Origin of the sequence: Microbacterium sp. NPDC089190 (assembly GCF_040701795.1) — a bacterium.
In the GTDB taxonomy this organism is placed as follows: Bacteria; Actinomycetota; Actinomycetes; order Actinomycetales; family Microbacteriaceae; genus Microbacterium; species Microbacterium galbum.
This window is the reverse complement of record NZ_JBFBHF010000002.1, coordinates 564,107-581,962: the sequence shown is the minus strand read 5'-3', so window position 1 is coordinate 581,962 and position 17,856 is coordinate 564,107. Positions and strand designations below refer to the sequence as shown.

10 protein-coding genes are annotated in these 17,856 nt (G+C 64.5%); 9 read left to right on the top strand and 1 reads right to left on the bottom strand.

Going from position 1 to position 17,856, the window contains the following annotated elements; genetic code table 11:
- Nucleotides 1-5: 5 nt before the first annotated feature.
- A complete protein-coding gene (locus AB0230_RS08665; RefSeq protein WP_366375179.1) occupies nucleotides 6-761 on the bottom strand; it encodes a helix-turn-helix domain-containing protein in 756 nt (251 codons plus the stop codon).
- A gap of 55 nt (nucleotides 762-816) precedes the next feature.
- Here AB0230_RS08665 and AB0230_RS08660 point away from each other — a divergent pair, with 55 nt between their 5' ends.
- The 9 genes from AB0230_RS08660 (at nucleotide 817) to AB0230_RS08620 (ending at nucleotide 17,830) form a co-directional block, all read left to right on the top strand.
- The gene (locus AB0230_RS08660) at nucleotides 817-2,175 is read left to right on the top strand and encodes an MFS transporter (RefSeq protein WP_366375177.1); all 1,359 of its coding nucleotides are present in this window, start codon (nucleotides 817-819) and stop codon (nucleotides 2,173-2,175) included.
- Nucleotides 2,172-4,829 (top strand): family 78 glycoside hydrolase catalytic domain, encoded by a 2,658-nt coding sequence (locus tag AB0230_RS08655; protein WP_366375175.1) that lies wholly within the window; start codon nucleotides 2,172-2,174, stop codon nucleotides 4,827-4,829. The genes AB0230_RS08660 and AB0230_RS08655 overlap by 4 nt, the downstream gene beginning before the upstream one ends.
- Nucleotides 4,830-4,852: 23 nt before the next feature.
- A complete protein-coding gene (locus tag AB0230_RS08650) occupies nucleotides 4,853-6,088 on the top strand; it encodes a family 1 glycosylhydrolase (protein ID WP_366375173.1) in 1,236 nt (411 codons plus the stop codon).
- Nucleotides 6,085-6,912 carry an SDR family oxidoreductase gene (locus tag AB0230_RS08645; RefSeq protein ID WP_366375171.1) on the top strand — a complete coding sequence of 276 codons (828 nt, stop codon included), beginning with the start codon at nucleotides 6,085-6,087 and terminating at the stop codon, nucleotides 6,910-6,912. Before AB0230_RS08650 ends, AB0230_RS08645 begins: the two co-directional genes overlap by 4 nt.
- Nucleotides 6,913-7,840: 928 nt before the next feature.
- Entirely contained in the window at nucleotides 7,841-9,340 is a 1,500-nt protein-coding gene (locus AB0230_RS08640) for an ATP-binding protein (protein WP_366375169.1), read from the top strand.
- A gap of 317 nt (nucleotides 9,341-9,657) precedes the next feature.
- On the top strand, nucleotides 9,658-13,833 hold the full coding sequence (locus AB0230_RS08635; protein ID WP_366375167.1) for a family 78 glycoside hydrolase catalytic domain: 4,176 nt from the start codon (nucleotides 9,658-9,660) through the stop codon (nucleotides 13,831-13,833).
- Nucleotides 13,834-14,857: 1,024 nt separating this feature from the next.
- Nucleotides 14,858-16,045, top strand: a complete 1,188-nt coding sequence (locus tag AB0230_RS08630) for a hypothetical protein (RefSeq protein WP_366375165.1) — start codon at nucleotides 14,858-14,860, stop codon at nucleotides 16,043-16,045.
- Nucleotides 16,046-16,151: 106 nt separating this feature from the next.
- Nucleotides 16,152-16,826 (top strand): response regulator transcription factor, encoded by a 675-nt coding sequence (locus AB0230_RS08625; protein WP_366375163.1) that lies wholly within the window; start codon nucleotides 16,152-16,154, stop codon nucleotides 16,824-16,826.
- Nucleotides 16,823-17,830, top strand: a complete 1,008-nt coding sequence (locus tag AB0230_RS08620; RefSeq protein ID WP_366375161.1) for a HAMP domain-containing sensor histidine kinase — start codon at nucleotides 16,823-16,825, stop codon at nucleotides 17,828-17,830. The genes AB0230_RS08625 and AB0230_RS08620 overlap by 4 nt, the downstream gene beginning before the upstream one ends.
- The last annotated feature ends 26 nt before the right edge of the window (nucleotides 17,831-17,856 follow it).

Below are 17,856 nucleotides of genomic sequence, written 5' to 3'. Positions count from 1 at the left end.
CGGTCTCAGAGGCCGCCCGCGGCCTGCGCGTTACTTGACGTGATGCGCTGAGTCGTCGCGATCAAGCGCATAAAGCGCTCGAGCAGGGGCAGGACGGCCCGGTTGGGGTCGAGAAGCGCTTGGATGCGGAGGCCGTCGATCATCGCCAGGACCATGGTGACCTTATCGTCCGCGGATAGCTCGTCGTGATCGAGAGCGGTTTCGAGTCGGCCTGAGGCGAAGTTAGCGCGCATCTTGTCGCGTCGAGCGAGGAAGAAATCGTGGGCCGGGTGGTCCGGATTGGTCGCTGCCACGGTGATGGCCAACCAGTTGCGCTGCATCTCCGGACGCTCGAACTCCTCGCGCAGGACCGAGGTCAGCACGCGCTCAGCCGAGACGTCCGACTCCATGATCCGTCGGGCGAGCTCTTCGTCCTGCTCGTCACGTCGCGCGAGCGCAGCCAGAAGCAAATCGTCCTTGCTCGCGAAGTGGCGCAGGAGTGCCGCGTGCGTCACGTTGGCGCGGGCGGCGATGTCTCGGAGGGACGAGCGTTCGTAGCCGTGTTCGGCGAAGCTCGCGGAGGCCGCCTCGACGATGGCGACTCTGCGCGCGGGCGTCGTGGCATAGGGCCCCCGCTTGGCGCGGGCGGGCGCCGGCCTCGCCTGACTCTCCTTCGCGTTCATGGGCGTTCCTCCGGCTCGCTGATCCTGCTTGCCAAGTGTAACCAGATCGGTTACATTCTGCGAAGAGTTACCACGGTGGTCACTTTTGCGGTGGTTCATCCGCTGCTCGCCCTTGCGAAGCCGCGAGGGACGTCACCTTGATGAAGGAGTCATAGTGCCGAACAACGATCCGAAGGCTCGCGCCCTGGCCGATGGTTTGGCGGCAGCCGAACCGCTCCCCGGCAACGAGACGGCGCTCGAGGGAGACGGCCTGCCCCTCGCGACGGCACCGGGGGAGCCGACGACGCCGATGAGCCGGTCGTACATCTTCTGGCTCATGTTGGCGAGCTTCGGAGCATCCATCGCGATGATGGTGCCGCTGTCCTACGGCATCGCTGTCCGGATCACCGAATTGGCGCCGGGGCATGAAGAGGTGCTCGGATACATCACGGGGACGGCGCAGGCCGCCTACCTCGTCATCAGCCCCCTGGTCGGCATCTGGAGCGATCGCACGCGGTCGCGCTTTGGGCGTCGTTCGCCCTTCATCTATCTCGGACTCGCCATCGGTGTGGTCGGGGCCGTGGTCATCGGGCTCGCCCCCAACCTGCTGATCGTCGGTGCCGGATGGGTGCTCGGAATGAGCGGGTGGTCGATCGCCGGCGCCGCATTGCAGACGCTGCAGGCCGACAAGCTCCCCGAGAAGCAACGCGGGAAGGTCGCCGCTCTCACGGGTCTGATGACGCAGGTGGCCCCGGTGATCGGTATCGGCATCGCCTACGCGGTGTCGTCGAGCACGCTGCTGATCTTCCTCGTGCCCGGTGTCATCGGCGCCGTGCTGCTCGCCCTCTTCCCCCTCATCAAGCCGGAGGGCAGCTCGGTTTCCCTCGCCCGCTCGGGTGAGATGACGGTGAAGTCGGTGGTCTCCAGCTATGGCTTTAACGCGCGCAAGTATCCCGACTTCGGATGGAACTGGGTCGGCCGCTTTGTCTTCTTCGTCGGCTTGTACTTCAACACGACGTTCGGGACGTTCTTCTACTCGCAGCGTCTCGATCTGCCGGTGAGGGAGGTGGCGGGCATCGTCGCCACGGTCGGCATGATCGGTGTCGTCGCGGCTGCAGCGGGTGCGATCGTCGGCGGATTCCTCTCCGACAAGCTGCAGCGACGTCGCTTGTTCGTGATGCTCGCGGCGCTGCTCTTCGTGGGCGGCGCGGTGGCCGAGGCGACGGCATGGTCGCTGCCGCAGATCATCGTCGGCGCCGTCCTCATGCAGCTCGCGATCGCCGTCTTCGCCACGGTGGATCAGGCGATCATCTACGCCATCCTCCCCGACCGCGATCAGGCCGGGCGGTATATGGCGGTGACGCAGTTCGCCCAGAAGATCCCCAGCGCCGTGGCGCCGTTGATCGCGGGTGTCGTCATCACCATCGGCGCGGTGGGTGCGGAGAAGAACTACACGCTGCTCTACCTCGTCGGGGCAGCCTTCGCCCTGATCGGTGGGCTGCTCATCCTGCTCAAAGTGAAGTCCGTTCGATGACCGTCGACGCTGTTCCTTACTCACTTTCCGTCGACGCCGGCGGCGATGACATCGTCGTCACCGACGGCGCACCACGCCTGTCGTGGATGCACGACGACCCCGTCGACGCGCGATATGAGATTGAGGCGCGTGTCGATGAGGGTGTCCTCTCGTACGCCGAGGTCGGAGGCCACCGGTTCGTGCCCTGGCCCTTCTCGTCCCTTCCCAGCCGTGCGCGCGTCGTATGGCGGGTTCGGTCGGCGGGGTCGTCGAAGTGGTCCGAGCGCTCGTCCTTTGAGGTCGGGCTCTTGAATGCCGATTGGACGGCATCCTGGATCTCTCCAGACGATGACGGTGGCGAGGAGTACGGCGCGCGTCCCGCCTTCCTCCTCTCCCGGGTCTTCGAGCTGAACCGGACGGTGACGCGTGCGCGCTTGTATGCCACGGCACTCGGCGTCTACACCGTGACCGTGAACGGCGAACGCGTGGGCTCGGACGAGCTCGTGCCCGGGTCGACGTCGTACGACCGCACTCTCTACGCGCAGGCGCACGACATCTCGGCCCTGTTGCGAACGGGGTCGAACCGCATCGAGATCGAGTTGTCCGACGGCTGGTTCCGTGGACAGGTCGGGGCGTTCCGACTTCCCGCGCAGTGGGGGACTGTCACCGGCGTGCGCGCCGAAGTGCACGTGGAGGCCTCCGACGGCGCGTCGACGGTGGTCGTGACCGATGGGACGTGGTCCTGGGTCCGGTCGCGCATCACGCGAGCGGACCTCATGGCGGGACAGTCGGAAGATCTGACGCAGCAGCCGTCAGCCTCCCGACCGGTGGCTGTGGGACGGGTCGAGGCGCCGCCCATCGAGTGGTCGCCCGCCCCGCCGGTGCGGGTCGTCGCGCAGCGCGAGGTCGTCGCTTCGCGACGTATCGCGGATCACACGTGGGTGCTCGACTTCGGCCAGAACGCGTCGGGGTGGCTCAGGATGACCGAGCTCGGGAGCCCGGGCACCCGCACGGTCATCGACTACGGCGAGTACCTCGACGCGGACGGCGACCTGTCGACGTCGCACCTCGACTCCGCTCGGCCCGGGGAAGCGCCGATCCCCTTCCTTCAGCGAGACGAGGTCATCGCGGGCGGGGGCGATGAGGTCTTCGAGCCACGGCACACCGTCCACGGGTTCCAGTTCGCCCGAGTCACGCGAGCAGGCGGCGCCTTCGACCCGACCACCGCCACCATGCAGGTGGTGCACACCGACCTCGTGCGGGTCGGCGACTTCGCCTGCAGCGACCCCGATCTCAACCGACTCCACGAGATCGCCCGCTGGAGCTTCCTGGGTAACGCCGTCGACGTCCCGACGGACTGCCCCACCCGGGAGCGACTCGCGTGGACCGGCGATTACGGTGTCTTCGCGCCGACGGTGACACGCCTGTACGACGTGCGCGGCTTCACCGCCAAGTGGCTCCGATCGGTTCGCGACGACCAGCTCGACGACGGACGCATCGCCAACTTCTCTCCGGACGGGCGCCAGATCAAGCGCCATCTCGATGACCAGTTCGCGATGATGACGGGCTCTGCCGGATGGGGCGATGCCATCGTCTCCGTCTCGTGGGAGATGTACGCGGCGTACGGCGACACCGAGCTCCTCGCAGACAACTTCGAGGCGATGACCCGCTGGGTCGAGTGGGCACTCGAGATCGCCCGGTCCGCTCGCCACCACTCGCGCGCCCAGGGTGAGGCCCGACCCTTCGATCAGTTCCTGTGGGACGGCTCCTTCCACTGGGGGGAATGGACCGAACCGAAGCAGCGCGACGCCGAGGGGCGGCTCATCGACCCTCTCGGCCACGACCCCCGGGCGTGGTTCATGTCAGACAAGGGCGAGGTGGGAACGGCCTACCTCTTCCGCTCGACGGCCACCCTTGCGCGCATCGCCGGTATTCTCGGTCGTCCCGACGAGGCGATGAGATACGTGTCGATCGCGGACAGCGTGCGCGACGCTTGGCGCCGCGCGTACCTGCGTCCCGATGCGACGACGGTGGCCGATACCCAGGCCGCGTACGTGCGGGCGCTGGCGTTCGGTCTCATCCCCGAGGAGATGCGGGATGCCGCGGTCGAGCGACTCGTGGAGCTCATCGAAGAAGCCGGCACCCATCTCGGGACGGGGTTCCTCTCGACGGGCGATCTGCTTCCCGTGCTTGCGGATGCGGGCCGTGCCGACGTCGCCTACGCCCTTCTCGCACAGCGCACCGCCCCGTCCTGGCTGTACATGGTCGACAAGGGCGCCACGACGATCTGGGAGGACTGGGAGGGGATTGACGAGAACGGCGACGCGCACGACTCTCTCAACCATTACAGCAAGGGCGCGGTGGTGCGGTTTCTGCACACGCACACCCTCGGTCTGCGGCAGGACGACGACAGCATCGCGTGGGAAGGCGTGGTCGTCCAGCCGGTGCCCGGCCCGACCGTCACGTGGGCGCGGGGCAGCCATCTGGGTCCGCGCGGTCCCATCGAGGTGGAGTGGCGGCGCGACGATTCCGACTTCCACCTGCACGTCCAGGTCCCGCCCGCAACGATCGCCCGGGTGATCTTGCCCGACGGCCGCACCCACGTGTGCCAGGCGGGTCGGTATGACTTCGCCAGCACGGTGCCCGCTTCCGAACTCCAGCTCAGCGCGCGCTGACTCCTCTCGACGAAAGAGACGACATGACTGAATTCCCCGACGGCTTCTTGTGGGGAGCCGCGACCGCAGGCCACCAGATCGAAGGCAACAACGTCAATAGCGACTGGTGGGCCCGCGAGCAGATGATGCCCGGAATGGAGCTCTCCGGGGACGCGGTGGACAGCTACCACCGATACCGCGAGGACATCAGCCTTCTCGCTGGCTCCGGCCTCGACTCCTACCGCTTCAGCCTCGAATGGGCTCGGATCGAGCCCGTGCGCGGTTCGTTCTCGCGAGCCGAGCTGGCCCACTACCGGCGGGTCATCGAGTTCTGCTTCGAGAACGGTGTGACGCCGGTCGTCACCCTGCAGCACTTCACGACCCCCAACTGGTTCGCGCAGGCCGGCGGCTGGGACGCCCCGGAAGCCCTCGACCTCTTCAGCGCCTTCGTCGAACGGGCGTGCGACATTCTCGATGGCGTCGAATGGGTCGTGACCATCAACGAGCCCAACATGCAGGCCGCCATCATGACCGCGATGCGGCGCTTGCAGAGCGGCGGTGGATCGTGGACGAGTCCCACCGTGGAGGCCGAGGGCGACCGGGAAGAGAAGCAGACGCACAGCGACTTCTTGACGTACGCCGACCCGGAGATCGGCCGCACGTTCACGCGCATCCATCACGCGGCGCGGGACATCGTCCGTCGGCGCACGTCGGCGAAGGTCGGATGGACGATCGCAGCGGGAGCCCTCACGGCGGCACCGGGCGGCGAGCGGAAGCTCGAGGAGATCCGGTACGGCAAGGAGGACGTCTACTGGGAGGGGAGTCGCGAAGACGACTTCGTGGGCGTCCAGGCCTACTCGTCGCAGCAGGTCGACGCGAACGGCCTCGTTCCGCACCCCTCCGCGCCCGACAACACCCTCGTCGGCACCGCCTTCCGCCCGGATGCCCTCGCAATGGCGGTGCGGCATGCCTGGAAGGTCAGCGAGCACACCCCGATCATGGTCACGGAGAACGGCATCGCGACGGCCGACGACACGGAGCGGATCCGATACACCGACGAGGCGCTGCGGGGCCTCGCGCAGGTGATCGACGAGGGGATCGACGTGCGCGGGTACCTGCACTGGTCGTTGCTCGACAACTTCGAATGGGGCCACTGGGAACCGACATTCGGTCTGATCGCCGTCGATCGCGATGACTTCACGCGTCACCCGAAGCCGAGCCTCGCCTGGCTGGGATCCGTCGCCCAGCGGAACGCGCTCGCCCGGGCGGTGACGGCGTGACGTTCCCGTTCGCCGATGTCTCGGCCTCTCCTCTCACGGCTCTCCTTTCGTTGACCGGGCGTCGCGTCGTGGTGACCGGCGGGGCGCAAGGACTGGGCTTCGCGATCGCTCGCCGCCTCGCGGAGGCAGGGGCCGCCGTCGCCGTCGCCGACCTGCAAGAGGATCGGGCGCGCGCAGCGGCGACGCACCTGATCGCCGACTTCGGCATCGACGCCATCGGGGTCGCGATGGACGTCGCGTCCTCGGCATCCGTCGACTCCTCCGCCGCCGCCGTCGTCGAACGCCTCGGAGGCATCGACGTGTGGGTCAACAACGCGGGCGTCTTCCCGAGCGCAACCGTCGGCGAGATGAGCGACGAGCACTGGGACCAGGTGTTCGCCGTGAACACCCGAGGGGTGCGCAACGGGGCTCGAGCGGCGGTGCGGACGATGGCCGACGGAGGGGTCGTCGTGAACATCGTCTCGACAGCGGGCTTCCGCGGCGTGGCGGCGGGGATGTCGGCATATGTCTCCTCCAAGCACGCCGTCCGGGGTCTCACCAAGCAGCTCGCACTGGAACTGGCGCCACGGGGAATCCGCGTGCTCGGGGTTGCCCCCTCGTACGTGCCGACGGAGGGGAACATCGCGGCGGCGGCGGCCGCGATGGCCGATCGCGCGGGGGAGGCCGGCGACCCGTCCACCGTGCCCGAGGCCATGACGCAGAGTCTGATCGGGCGACTCGGAACACCGGACGACATCGCCCGCGTGGTCCTCTTCTGCGTGAGCGACCTCTCGATGATCATGACGGGAAGCACTCTGCTCGCCGACGCCGGCGAGACCATCTGATGGCTATCACACCACCCATCGACCAGGACACAGCTCGGACGTTCGCCTGCGGCGAAGCGGTGCGTCGAGCGGTGACCTCCCAAATCGGGCCTGCTGGGTGACCGCTAAGTTTCCCGGTTTGCTCCTGACATCCGTCGCACCATCAACTGGTGCTTAACCGGTTTCTTGCGCAGAAGGTCGCGGGCCTCTTAGCGGGATCTGCCGTCACGCGAATGCTGCTCGATACCGGCTCGGATCCCACTTTGGCGGACGCCGTTGCAGCTGACGTCGAACTAGGTGGCGAAAGCTGCGAGGTACGCGCTGTTGGTCTATAGCGCGATGACTTGACGGACCTGGTCGTCTGCGAGCGGCTGACAGCGCAGCTGGGCGTCTTCGTCTCGGAGCAGTTTCAGCAGGCCGCCGTTAGAGAGGGTGTACTCGGTAAGCAGAGTGACGGGGTCGTCGCCTCGGACTGATCCTTCTTGACGATCTCAGCGACGAGCGCAGGATCGAGTCGCCGCCGCAGGAGCCCAGGCGACCGCTCTGGGGGTGAGATTGAGAGAGCCTTATGCGGTACTAGGCAAGCTAATTTGAGCAGTTCGACCGGGGGTGGCGGCAGAAGTACCCATCCGTTCGAGTTGCGGTGGGCTGGACCTACTTCTGGGGGAGGGCTCTGGTGTCATCTCACCGCTGGCGCGTGACCGAGGTTCCGTCTAGGCCAGCAGCGGCCGCGCGTGCGAGGCCCCACCATAGGGGGCGACTCCTATATAGTTCTCCAACTGCGTGTGCGCGCGCAGGCCGTACACGCTAGAGGGGACACATTGGGGTGCCGCACACGCTAGCCATTTCATCCGACCGATGGCCGCGTCTCGGTCTTCTGGTCAGGACTCAGTTACCGGTCACCGTCTGTTCTGCGCTCATTGTGGCGGTCGCCTTGAGTTGCGGTTTAGTGATCGACCGACTGCCGCTTTGTGCGGGGGCTGGCCTCATTCTCTTGGCGACCGTCGCTAGTGTTTCGATGCCGTGGGAACGAATCCATGTTCGTTGGCAGTCAGTCATGGCAACGTTGAATCTGACTGGGGTTGGCTATCTATCGGCGGCGCTTTACCCGGAGCTGCAGGCCTCTGCCGCGCTGGCAAGCGTGCCGGCCGTTTGGCTGGCAATGGTTGGCGGGCGACTGGGTCTCGTGGTAGCGATCTTGGGGTCATACGCAGTTGCGTTCGCCCCTCTCGTTCTCGTCGGAGGGAATGAAGGAGAATTGGCCTCAGCGATGGCCTTTGCGGTCGTCATACCGCTCTCCGCCGTCCTTGGCTATGTAATCGCTCGTCGCTATCTTCGCGCTAGCGCTGAACGTGACAGCGCTATTGCTAAACGGAGCGCCGCTTTGGATGATGTCGAACGGCTTTCGCTCATCCTTCGTTCATTTGCTGACACAGTCAATGCAGGGATACTCATCCTCGACGTCGACAGAAAGCCACTCCTCAAGAATCAGCGCCTCAGCGTTCTGGGTGGCTACTCGGGAGGCGCATCAGAGCGTACGGACAGTCAGATATATGGCAAGGACCAATCCACGTTATTGCCCGAGGACGCGCAACCTCTAAATCGCTTCCTCGATGGACGCGAGATCGACTCGGAACTCATCTGGGTAGGTCCGCCGGGGGATCAGTCTGCGATTCTCGTATCTGGCCGTCAGTTGCGTCGCGAAGACGCTTCCGACATGGGTTCAGCACTCATCGCTCAGGATGTGACGGAGATTGTGAGAGCGGCGCGCGAACGAGAAGATGCGATGGCGACGCTGTCTCATCAGCTGCGCACGCCGTTGACCTCGATCGTCGGCTATGTCGACATGATTGTCGACCGCGAGGCTGCCCCGGAAGTGCGCGGTCCCCTCCGAGTTATCGCGCGCAACGCCGAACACTTGATAGCGCTCAGCTCATCGATGCTGAACGGCATGCGGGACCTCACGGAGGCGCGGATAGAGCGGTTGGATTTGAGTGACTTGATCGAGTCTGGCGTCGACGTCGCCCGAGGAACGCAAGACGGTGTCGCACGGAAGTGGATCGTCGACGTGCCCGCAAGCCTTACAGGTCTCATGGATAGAGACGGGTTTGTCGAGGCGCTAGGGAATGTGCTAGGTAATGCCGTGAAGTATTCACCTGGGGGCAGTACCATCAGAGTTTCCGCCGTGGTTGCGCACTCTTTCGTCGAGGTCTCGGTGGGAAATGATGGGCCGTCCATCGAGCCACTCGACATGGAACGGATCTTCGACCGCTTCTACCGCGGAACGAATGTCAAGAACAGTACTCCGGGTACGGGGATCGGACTCGCGGTCAGTCGGTCGATAATGAAGGCGAGCGGCGGTGCCATCACCGTCGCAAACACGCCGTCGGGCGTCGCCTTCACGTTGCGCATTCGCGCCAGCGACGGAGTGGCTGAGCAGCTGGGGTGACTCAAGCGGTGCGGTCAAGTGTAAAACCCGGGTCGAAGTCGCAGGAATCGGTCGGGAAGATGCTGCCGCATGGCCGCGGTCTGGTGCTGGGCCAAGGTGAGGAGCCGCGCCTCGAGGTGCTACCGATGCGGTGACGCGCCACAACCGTAGACCGTCCTCATGCTCATCGAATGCCGCCGGTCGTCGGCGTCGTGAAGTGCGTCGTTGGTGGCTGCCACGTGTCTCTCAAGCTTCCGTCTTGATCATCGGTGATCCCGGCAGCGGACGCCCGCACCAGTAGTCGGCTTGCTTGAGTTCGACGCAAAAATTCCTAGACGATGGCGATGTTCTTCAGGTTCGTTGCCCTCATGCGCAGTCCAGTGTACATTCGACGCAACCTGAAACGTTTCACCGGACGAAGGAGCCCGTTGATGAAACTAAGCCTGCGCCGAATCGGTGTGTTGACTATGGCCGTCCTGCTCGCGTCAGTGACCGTTCCTGGCGTGTCCCCGCTGTCGGATGGCGATGTGGCTGTGGCGATGGAGTCCTCGGAGGCGCCAGAATCGCTGACTGTCAATCAATTGCCCTCACCCCGCGATGTCGCCGATCTGTCGGCACCCCTACTCGGATGGCGCGTGGGCTCTGCACGTCAGAGCGCCTACCAGGTACAGCTCGCGTTGAACGAGTCTGATCTGTCTCGCGCCCCAGTTTGGGATTCCGCGCGAGTCGAATCTTCAGCCAGTACCAACGTTGCCTACGCCGGTCCCGCTCTCACGCCTGCGGAAGGATACGTATGGCGGGTCCGCACCTGGGATGGCGATGTTGTGTCCCCGTGGTCCGCTCCGTCTCGCTTCGGGACGGCAACGGATGAATGGACGGGAACGACACCTATTTGGGCCCCGAACGCAGTCACATGGTCGGATTACACCGTGGAGGGCGACTTCCGGGTGGAAGCGCAGAACGCAACGATCGTTCTGCGAGCTCGGGATTCAAGCAACTATCTAATGTGGCAGTTTCGTGGGAACGGAGCCAATACTCTTGCGCCACACACCCGCGCGGGAAACTCGTTCACGCAGCTGAAGTCTGTCCCGTTGGGCGAGTCTTTGATCAATGGCACCACCTACAGGTTCAAGATCATTGCGTCCGGAAACCGCATCAGCACGTTCCTCAACGACCGAAAGATCGACGAAACGGCCGTGCCTGACTCTTACGCGACAGGTTACTTCGGATTCCGCACCGGAGGCTCAGAAAGAAATTCCTGGGATAATCTTCGGGTGACTTCAGCGGATGGCGGCTCTCTTTACTCAGATAACTACGACGCTGCGTCCGCGGATTTTCCGTGTGCGTCGACGGTGGACGGCCGCCTTGCCGTAGGATCCGGTCAGAATTGTATTTACTCGGCGGGGTCCACCGACTGGTCTTTCTTTCGCGGTGATATTGACATCGCCGATAAAGATATTGCTTGGGCCACTGTTTACGCCACCGCAGCTTCCACTGCACCCACCCGTCAGTTCGTGTACAAGATGTGGTTGAACGGGGAGTTCGTCGGCCTGGGGCCGACGCAGCCGATTGCGCGTGAGACGAGGTACGACGGCTTCGACGTGACCGGCCTCCTGCGACGCGGGACAACCAACAGCCTCGGTGCTCTCGCCTACACGACGACTGACAAGCGCTTTCAGTCTCACCTTGTGGTCGAGTACTCCGATGGTTCCCGCGAAACGTTCGGTACGACGACGGATTGGAAAACGCTCAATGGCAGTCGGGTATTCCCCGCGGCCGGCAGTATCGGCACACAATACTTCACAGCTCCGAAAGAAAACATCAATGCCGCGTCATACCCCACTGGGTTCTCGGAGCCTGGCTTCGACGACTCGCGGTGGACGCGGGCTGAAGCCAAGAACGTTTTCTCCGATCTCGAAGCAACTCCGACCGCCAAAGTGACGCAACAGTTGCAGCTGCCCGAGCGGATCGTCGAGAAATCGCCGGGCAACTACTTCCTCGATTACGGACGTACCTGGATCGGCGGGCTGAGCCTCGACCTCGAAGGAGTCAATGGTCAGATCCTTGACCTGCGTTTCGGTGAAGTGCTGTCCGCTCCGGAAACCGTGCGATTCGCGATGAACACCGGCAACACCTACCAGGACAAGTGGACTCTTCGCGACGGACGTCAGCAGCTCGAGACGTGGGGAATGCGAGTATTTCGCTACGCGGAGGTCCAAGGGGCCCCGACAGGTCTGACCGCAAACGACTTCCCTGCGCTGGCACAAGTTTATCCGTTTGACCCCGAGGGTGCAGCGTTCTCCTCGTCCGATGACAACTTGGTCAAGGTGTGGGAGCTGTCACGTCACACGGTAGACGCGACGAACCACAACCTCTATGTCGACTCCTGGACGCGAGAACGCGACGCCTACGAAGCCGACTCGTATCTGCAAATGATGGCGAACTTCTACGTTTCAGACGATCCCACACTCGGCAATTACTCGTTGGAGTACCTTCTGACCGGTCGAACGTGGCCCACGGAATGGCCCATGTATACCATCCTCGCGTTCCACGACAGTTACACGCAAACTGGTGATACCACTGCGTTGGCCCGGAATTACAACAGTCTCAAGGCAAAGCTTCCTACTCGCTGGGTTGAACCAAGTACAGGTCTGATTCGCAAGAACTCCGGATCGAACGGAGCCAACAGCTGCACGGATTGTGACATCGTCGACTGGCCCGGCAGCGAGCGGGACGGCTACGTCTTCCGGCCGTACAACACGGTCATCAACGCCATAGGCCATCAGAGCTACGTCGACATGGCTGCTATCGCGACCGCGCTGGGTAAAAATGACGATGCCGCAGAGTTCACCACGATTGCCCAACGTCTGCGTTCGGCGGCCAATGAGCGTCTTTTCGACACAACGAAGGGGGCATGGCGCGACGGGCTCAATGCCGACGGCTCATCGATCGATCATTTTGCGATCCAGGCAACGGTATTCGCAACGGCCTTTGGTCTTGCCGACGAACAGCGCGCAGCGCAGGCTGCGTCATACATCGAGTCGCGGGGGATGGCATGCAGCGTGTACTGCGCGGCCTTCGTCCTTGAGGCGCTCTACGACGGGGACCGAGCCGATGTTGCGCACGCGATGCTTACGAGTACCGGACTGCGAAGTTGGATGAACATGATAAACAAAGGCGCGGGGGCGACCGCTGAAGCCTGGGACTCTAGCCTCAAAGGTAATCTGACGTACTCTCACCCTTGGGCTGCATCGCCGGCGTACAACATTCCGCAAGGCATGTTTGGAATTCGCCCGACAGTTCCGGGCTATGCGACTTTCGACGTCCGTCCCCAACCAGCCGCTGTCGAATGGGCATCAGTTCGACTACCCACCCTGAAGGGTTCGATTGGCGTCGCCCACCACACTCACGACGGGCGAACCGACATCGCTGTCCACGTCCCTGGAAACACCGTTGCGCGCGCCTTCGTTCCTGGAGCAGCCGAAGATCGCGAACCGATTGTCTACCTGGACGGTCGTGCGACCCCGGCGACATGGGAACGCGGGTATCTGCGGGTGGACGATGTGCCCGCCGGTTGCCACGTGCTGAGCCTTGAGCCCGGCACCGGCCCGCGGACCGACGAGCGTCTGCTTGATGCTTGCCCGGACGGAGGCCCGACCTCACCGATGGACGAGACTGCTCCGATCATCACCGGCCTGCCCGACACCGGATCTCTGATCCCAGACAACCAGCCGCTGAAGATACTCGCCACGGATGACGGGTATGGTGTGCGCTCGTTCACCGCGACCGTCGACGACCAAGTGGTCGACGCCACCCAATCGATCGATCTCAAGGGTCGTCGAGGGGATGTTGTTATCACCGCGCGCGCCGTCGACAATGCTGGGCTCAGCACCGAGGTCACCACCACTGTGACCGTCTTCCCTGAAGAGGGCAGCAAATCCGCGCCCGGAGTCGGCGTGCTTTCGACCGACCAAGGCCACATAACGGGTCTGCGTGGCGGTACGTATAGCGTCGTGATGGATATGTGGTGGGGCTCAAATGGCGGCATGTTCCGGCTGTATGAGAACGGCAAACTTATCGCGACCGATTACCCCAGCCCAGAGGCGCCGAAGGCGCAGAAGGTGAGTGTATTGGTCGAAGGTAAAGCAAACGGTACCTACACGTACACTGGTGAGCTGATTAATGCCAGAGGCTCAACGGCAACGAAGTCTTTGGTCGTCCAGGTGACTAATGCCGCCCCAGGCAAAGCCGTCCTGAGTAACGACAACTGGGATGGAGACGGTGCCTACACTGTCACGGGGAATATGTGGTGGGGGACGAACGCTACCTCATATCGGCTTCTTGAGAATGATGTCCTCATCGACGAGAAGTCACTCACATCCGCTACGCCGGCCGCCCAGAAGACGACCACATTGGTCACCGGTCGGGTAGCAGGAAGCTATCGCTATACGCTGATCTTGGTGAATGCTGTGGGGGAGACTTCATCCGAGACCATGGTGGTGAAGGTGAAATAACAGCTCACGGCCAGCTCACCTCGGCGATTCGTATCACGCGAACCGACTCGCCGAGGTGAGCGGACGCCGGAGCTCCGGTCCCCCATCCGGGTAAGCCCCCCGGCGTAAGACGCGTGCAATCGCTGGAGGCCGCTTCGGGCTGGATGGCACGTCGGACTTGACTGCCCGTCAAGGCCGACGTCGAAGCTCGACCCCTTCATCCCGGAGGAGCTTCAGAACGCCAGACTTCGACAAGCTGTACTCCGAGCACAGGGCTGGAGTCGTGGCGTCCCCGCAGTATTTGGCAGCAGTCTCCGAGCGAGTATCCGCGCCGAGTCTTCGACCCAGACGCCACGCTGGCGCGCCATCTGCCGCCAGCGTGGCGGGCGCCAAGACGGCCAGTGCGGCCAACTTCTCGAGGTCGCGGAGAGCTGGCGGAAGCAGGTCTGATTTATTCGAGTTGCCTAGGTTCGACTCCCTCCGCGAGGCCGGCGCTGAATACCTGCCCGAACGAAGGCTTGGCGTACGCCGTTGTAGCTGACGTCGAAGTGCTTGGCGATTGCTGCGAGCGACTTGCCGTCGCCATAAAGTGCAGTGGCTTCGCGGACCTGCTCGTCGGTGAGTGGCTGGCAGCGAAGCTGAGCACCTTCGTCGCGGAGTAGTTTCAGTACTCCGCCCTTCGAGAGGCTGTACTCGGTACAGAGAGCTGGTGTCGTCGCGCCGGACTGATACTTCTCCACGATCTCAGCGACGAGTGCGGGATTGAGCCGACGGCGCAGGAGCCGAGGCGGATGCTCTGAGGGCGAGTGTTCGGCTATCGAATCTGGCGATAGACCAGCCAGTTTCTGCAGTTCCGCCAGGGGTGGCGGCAGAAGAGCCGATTTATTCGAGTTGCGGTGTACTGGGCCTACTTTCGGGACAGGTTAGCTGTCTTACTCGAACAACTCCTCGGTGTTGCGATCCTGCATTCGCCCCTCCTCTCAGTGGTCCGCATAGCGCCCGCCTCTGAGAGCTTTCTTAGTGAAGTCCGGCCACGCTGGGCGGCATGAGTTCGAGCCGCCGTGCCGTTGAGTCGTCACGGGTCCCCGATCCATCGGTCGCCTTCTGGGCTGCGAAAGCCGCGTCTACCGCGCTGGGCGAGGCGGTCTCGGACTTCTCCATCCGAGCCCTGGATCCTGTCGTCGCCGTCCTCCTCGGGTTCGCCTTCTTCGTCGTCGCTGTGGCGTGGCAGCTGACACGTCGGCGATACGTGCCGGGCGTCTACTGGCTGGCGGTGGCGGCGGTCGGGGTGTTCGGAACGATGGCCGCCGACGTGGTGCACATCGTGATCGGTCTGCCTTACGTCGCATCCGCAGCGCTGTATGCGATTGCGCTGGCGGCCGTCTTCGTGCTCTGGCGCCGTGTCGAGGGCACCTTCTCCGTGCACGACGTGACCACGACCCGCCGCGAGTTCTTCTATTGGGCTGCCGTCGTCGGAACGTTCGCGCTCGGAACGGCTGTCGGCGACCTGACCGCCGTCACTCTCGGACTCGGGTACGGCACCTCGATCGCCGTTTTCGCCGTTGCGATCGCCGTCCCGTTCCTGGGGTGGCGCTTCGCGCGGTGGGATGCCGTCTTGTCGTTCTGGTTCGCCTACGTCCTGACGCGACCGCTCGGGGCATCCGTCGCGGACTGGCTCGGAAAGCCCGTCGCCGAAGGCGGCGTCGGGCTCGGTTCCGAGTGGGTGTCGCTCGGCCTGGCCGCCGTGATGGTCGCGCTCGTCGCGGTGATGCAGGCGCGTCGGCGACCGCCCGCTGCGGTCGAGCTCGAACGTGAGGTGCGGGCGGCCGCCGATGACGTCGACCGCCCGCACCCCGATCGTCGATCAACCGGTCGGTGCGTCGTCGGCCGTCTCGCCGTCGGCGGTGCCGTCTTCGTGCCCGGGGTCGTCGGCGGTCTCCTGACCGGGAGTCTCACCGACCTGGTCGTCGGCTGTCTCTCCATCGCTGCCGTTGTCCGTGGCGTCCAGACCCGTCTGAGGGGAGGGTGTCGACACGGACGTGGTCGCGCTCGCGCTCGCGGGCAGGGCGATCGCCGCCACGCCACCGACTCCGACCAGCGCGAGCGCGCCGGCGGCAAGGCTCGCGGTGATCCATCGACGTTTCGGTGTACTCATGATTCGTCCTCTCTCTTCGGCTCGGACGAGCCGTCGGGAGAAGACTCGCTCGGGGGCTGTAAGAAACGACGAAGATGAATCGAGTGGTTCCCCCCGAGGAGAGACTGTGGTGCAGATCAGCGTTTTCTGAGAGGCAGGGGTCCAGGCTGGAGACGAACGTGACGGATTCGGACGGAGGTGGGACATGATCGCTCCCCAGACGGATCGCCCTCGGCTGTTGCTCGTCGAGGACGACGACCAGCTCGGTCCGCTGATGGCGACAGTGCTCGACGAGGTGTACGACGTGACGCTCGTCGCGGATGGTGGTGAGGCTCTCGACATCGCAACCGCTCGAACATTCGACGTGATGGTCGTCGATCGGCGTCTCCCCACCGTGGACGGGGTGACGATCGTCGAGACGCTGCGACGGGCGGGAACCGGAGTCCCCCTGCTCATCCTCACCGCGCTGGGCACCGTGCAAGACAAGGTGCGGGGACTCGACGCCGGGGCCAATGACTACCTCGTGAAGCCTTTCGAGTTCGACGAACTGTTTGCCCGTCTCCGCGCCATCCGTCGCGTGAGCGGAGGAGAGGGGCCATTCGTCCGCATCGGCGATTGGGAGTTCTATCCCGATTCCCGAGCGGTCTACTCGCCCTATGACGGACGCATCATTCTCACGGAGCGCGAGAGTGCTCTGCTCACCCTGTTCGCGGCCCACCCGCAGCGGACGTTCTCGCGCGACGACATCCTTCGCTCCGTGTTCTCGCCCGATGACACCCCGGGCGCGGTCGATACCTACGTGCACTACCTCCGCAAGAAGACCGACCCCGCCATCGTGCAGACGGTGCGCGGGCGGGGGTACCGTCTGGGGCTGTTGTGATCGCGCGGAAGGCACCCCTCGACGCCGACGCCGTGCTCGTCCGCGCGGCCGCGTGGCGAGTGGCTCTCACCATCACCGGTGCCGTATCTCTGCTCGTCGTGGTGGTCCTCGTGGCGGCTTTCTCGGTGGTGCTCACGCAGATCCCCCTCGGTGACCTCCTCCATCCCGGACCCCGTGAGACGGTGGTCGACATCGACGGACTCGACATTCTGATGGCGGGCACGCTGATCGGCGTGGCCGCGATCGCCTCGGCGGGGCTGCTCGGGTGGCTCGTGACGCGCCGCGCGGTGCGCCCCCTCGTCGACGCCCTCCGACGCCAACGTGAATTCGTCGCGGACGCTTCACATGAACTGCGCACGCCCCTAGCGGTCCTGGATGCCAGAATCCAGGTGCTGCAGAGATCCCTGGCGTCGGCGGATCCGCACGCAGCGGTGGTCGCCGACCTCCGAGCGGACTCGCGCGCCCTCATCGAGGTGGTCGCCGATCTTCTCGAATCCGTCGAGGTTCCGAAGGAGGCGGTGTCGGACCCGGTGCCCGTCGTCCCCGCGGTGGAGTCGGCCGTCGCCTCGATGGGTCTGCTGGCGCGCCAGCGAGAAGTGACCCTCGTGATCCGGCCGTCTGGTGACGATCTGCGGGTATCGATGCCCGCGTCCAGCCTTCGGCGGTGTGTCGTCGCGCTGGTCGACAACGCCGTCAAACACTCGCCCGCGGCAGGGACGGTCACGATCTCCTCGAGGCGCGACGGGCGCCACGTCCTCATCGAGGTCACCGACGAAGGCCCCGGCATCCGAGGAATCAGTCCCGATCGCGTCTTCGACAGGTTCGCGCGATCGGCCCCCGCCGTCGGCGGTGGGGGTTCTTCGCGCCGCGGGTTCGGCATCGGGCTGGCCCTGGTGCAGGATGCCGTCACGCGATACGGCGGCTCCGCGATGGTCTCGGCCACCTCGGATGCCGGCACGACGATGAGGCTTCGCCTTCCGACCTCCGCGGCTCCGAAGCACTGAATTCTGAGTCGCATCTTAGGACGGTC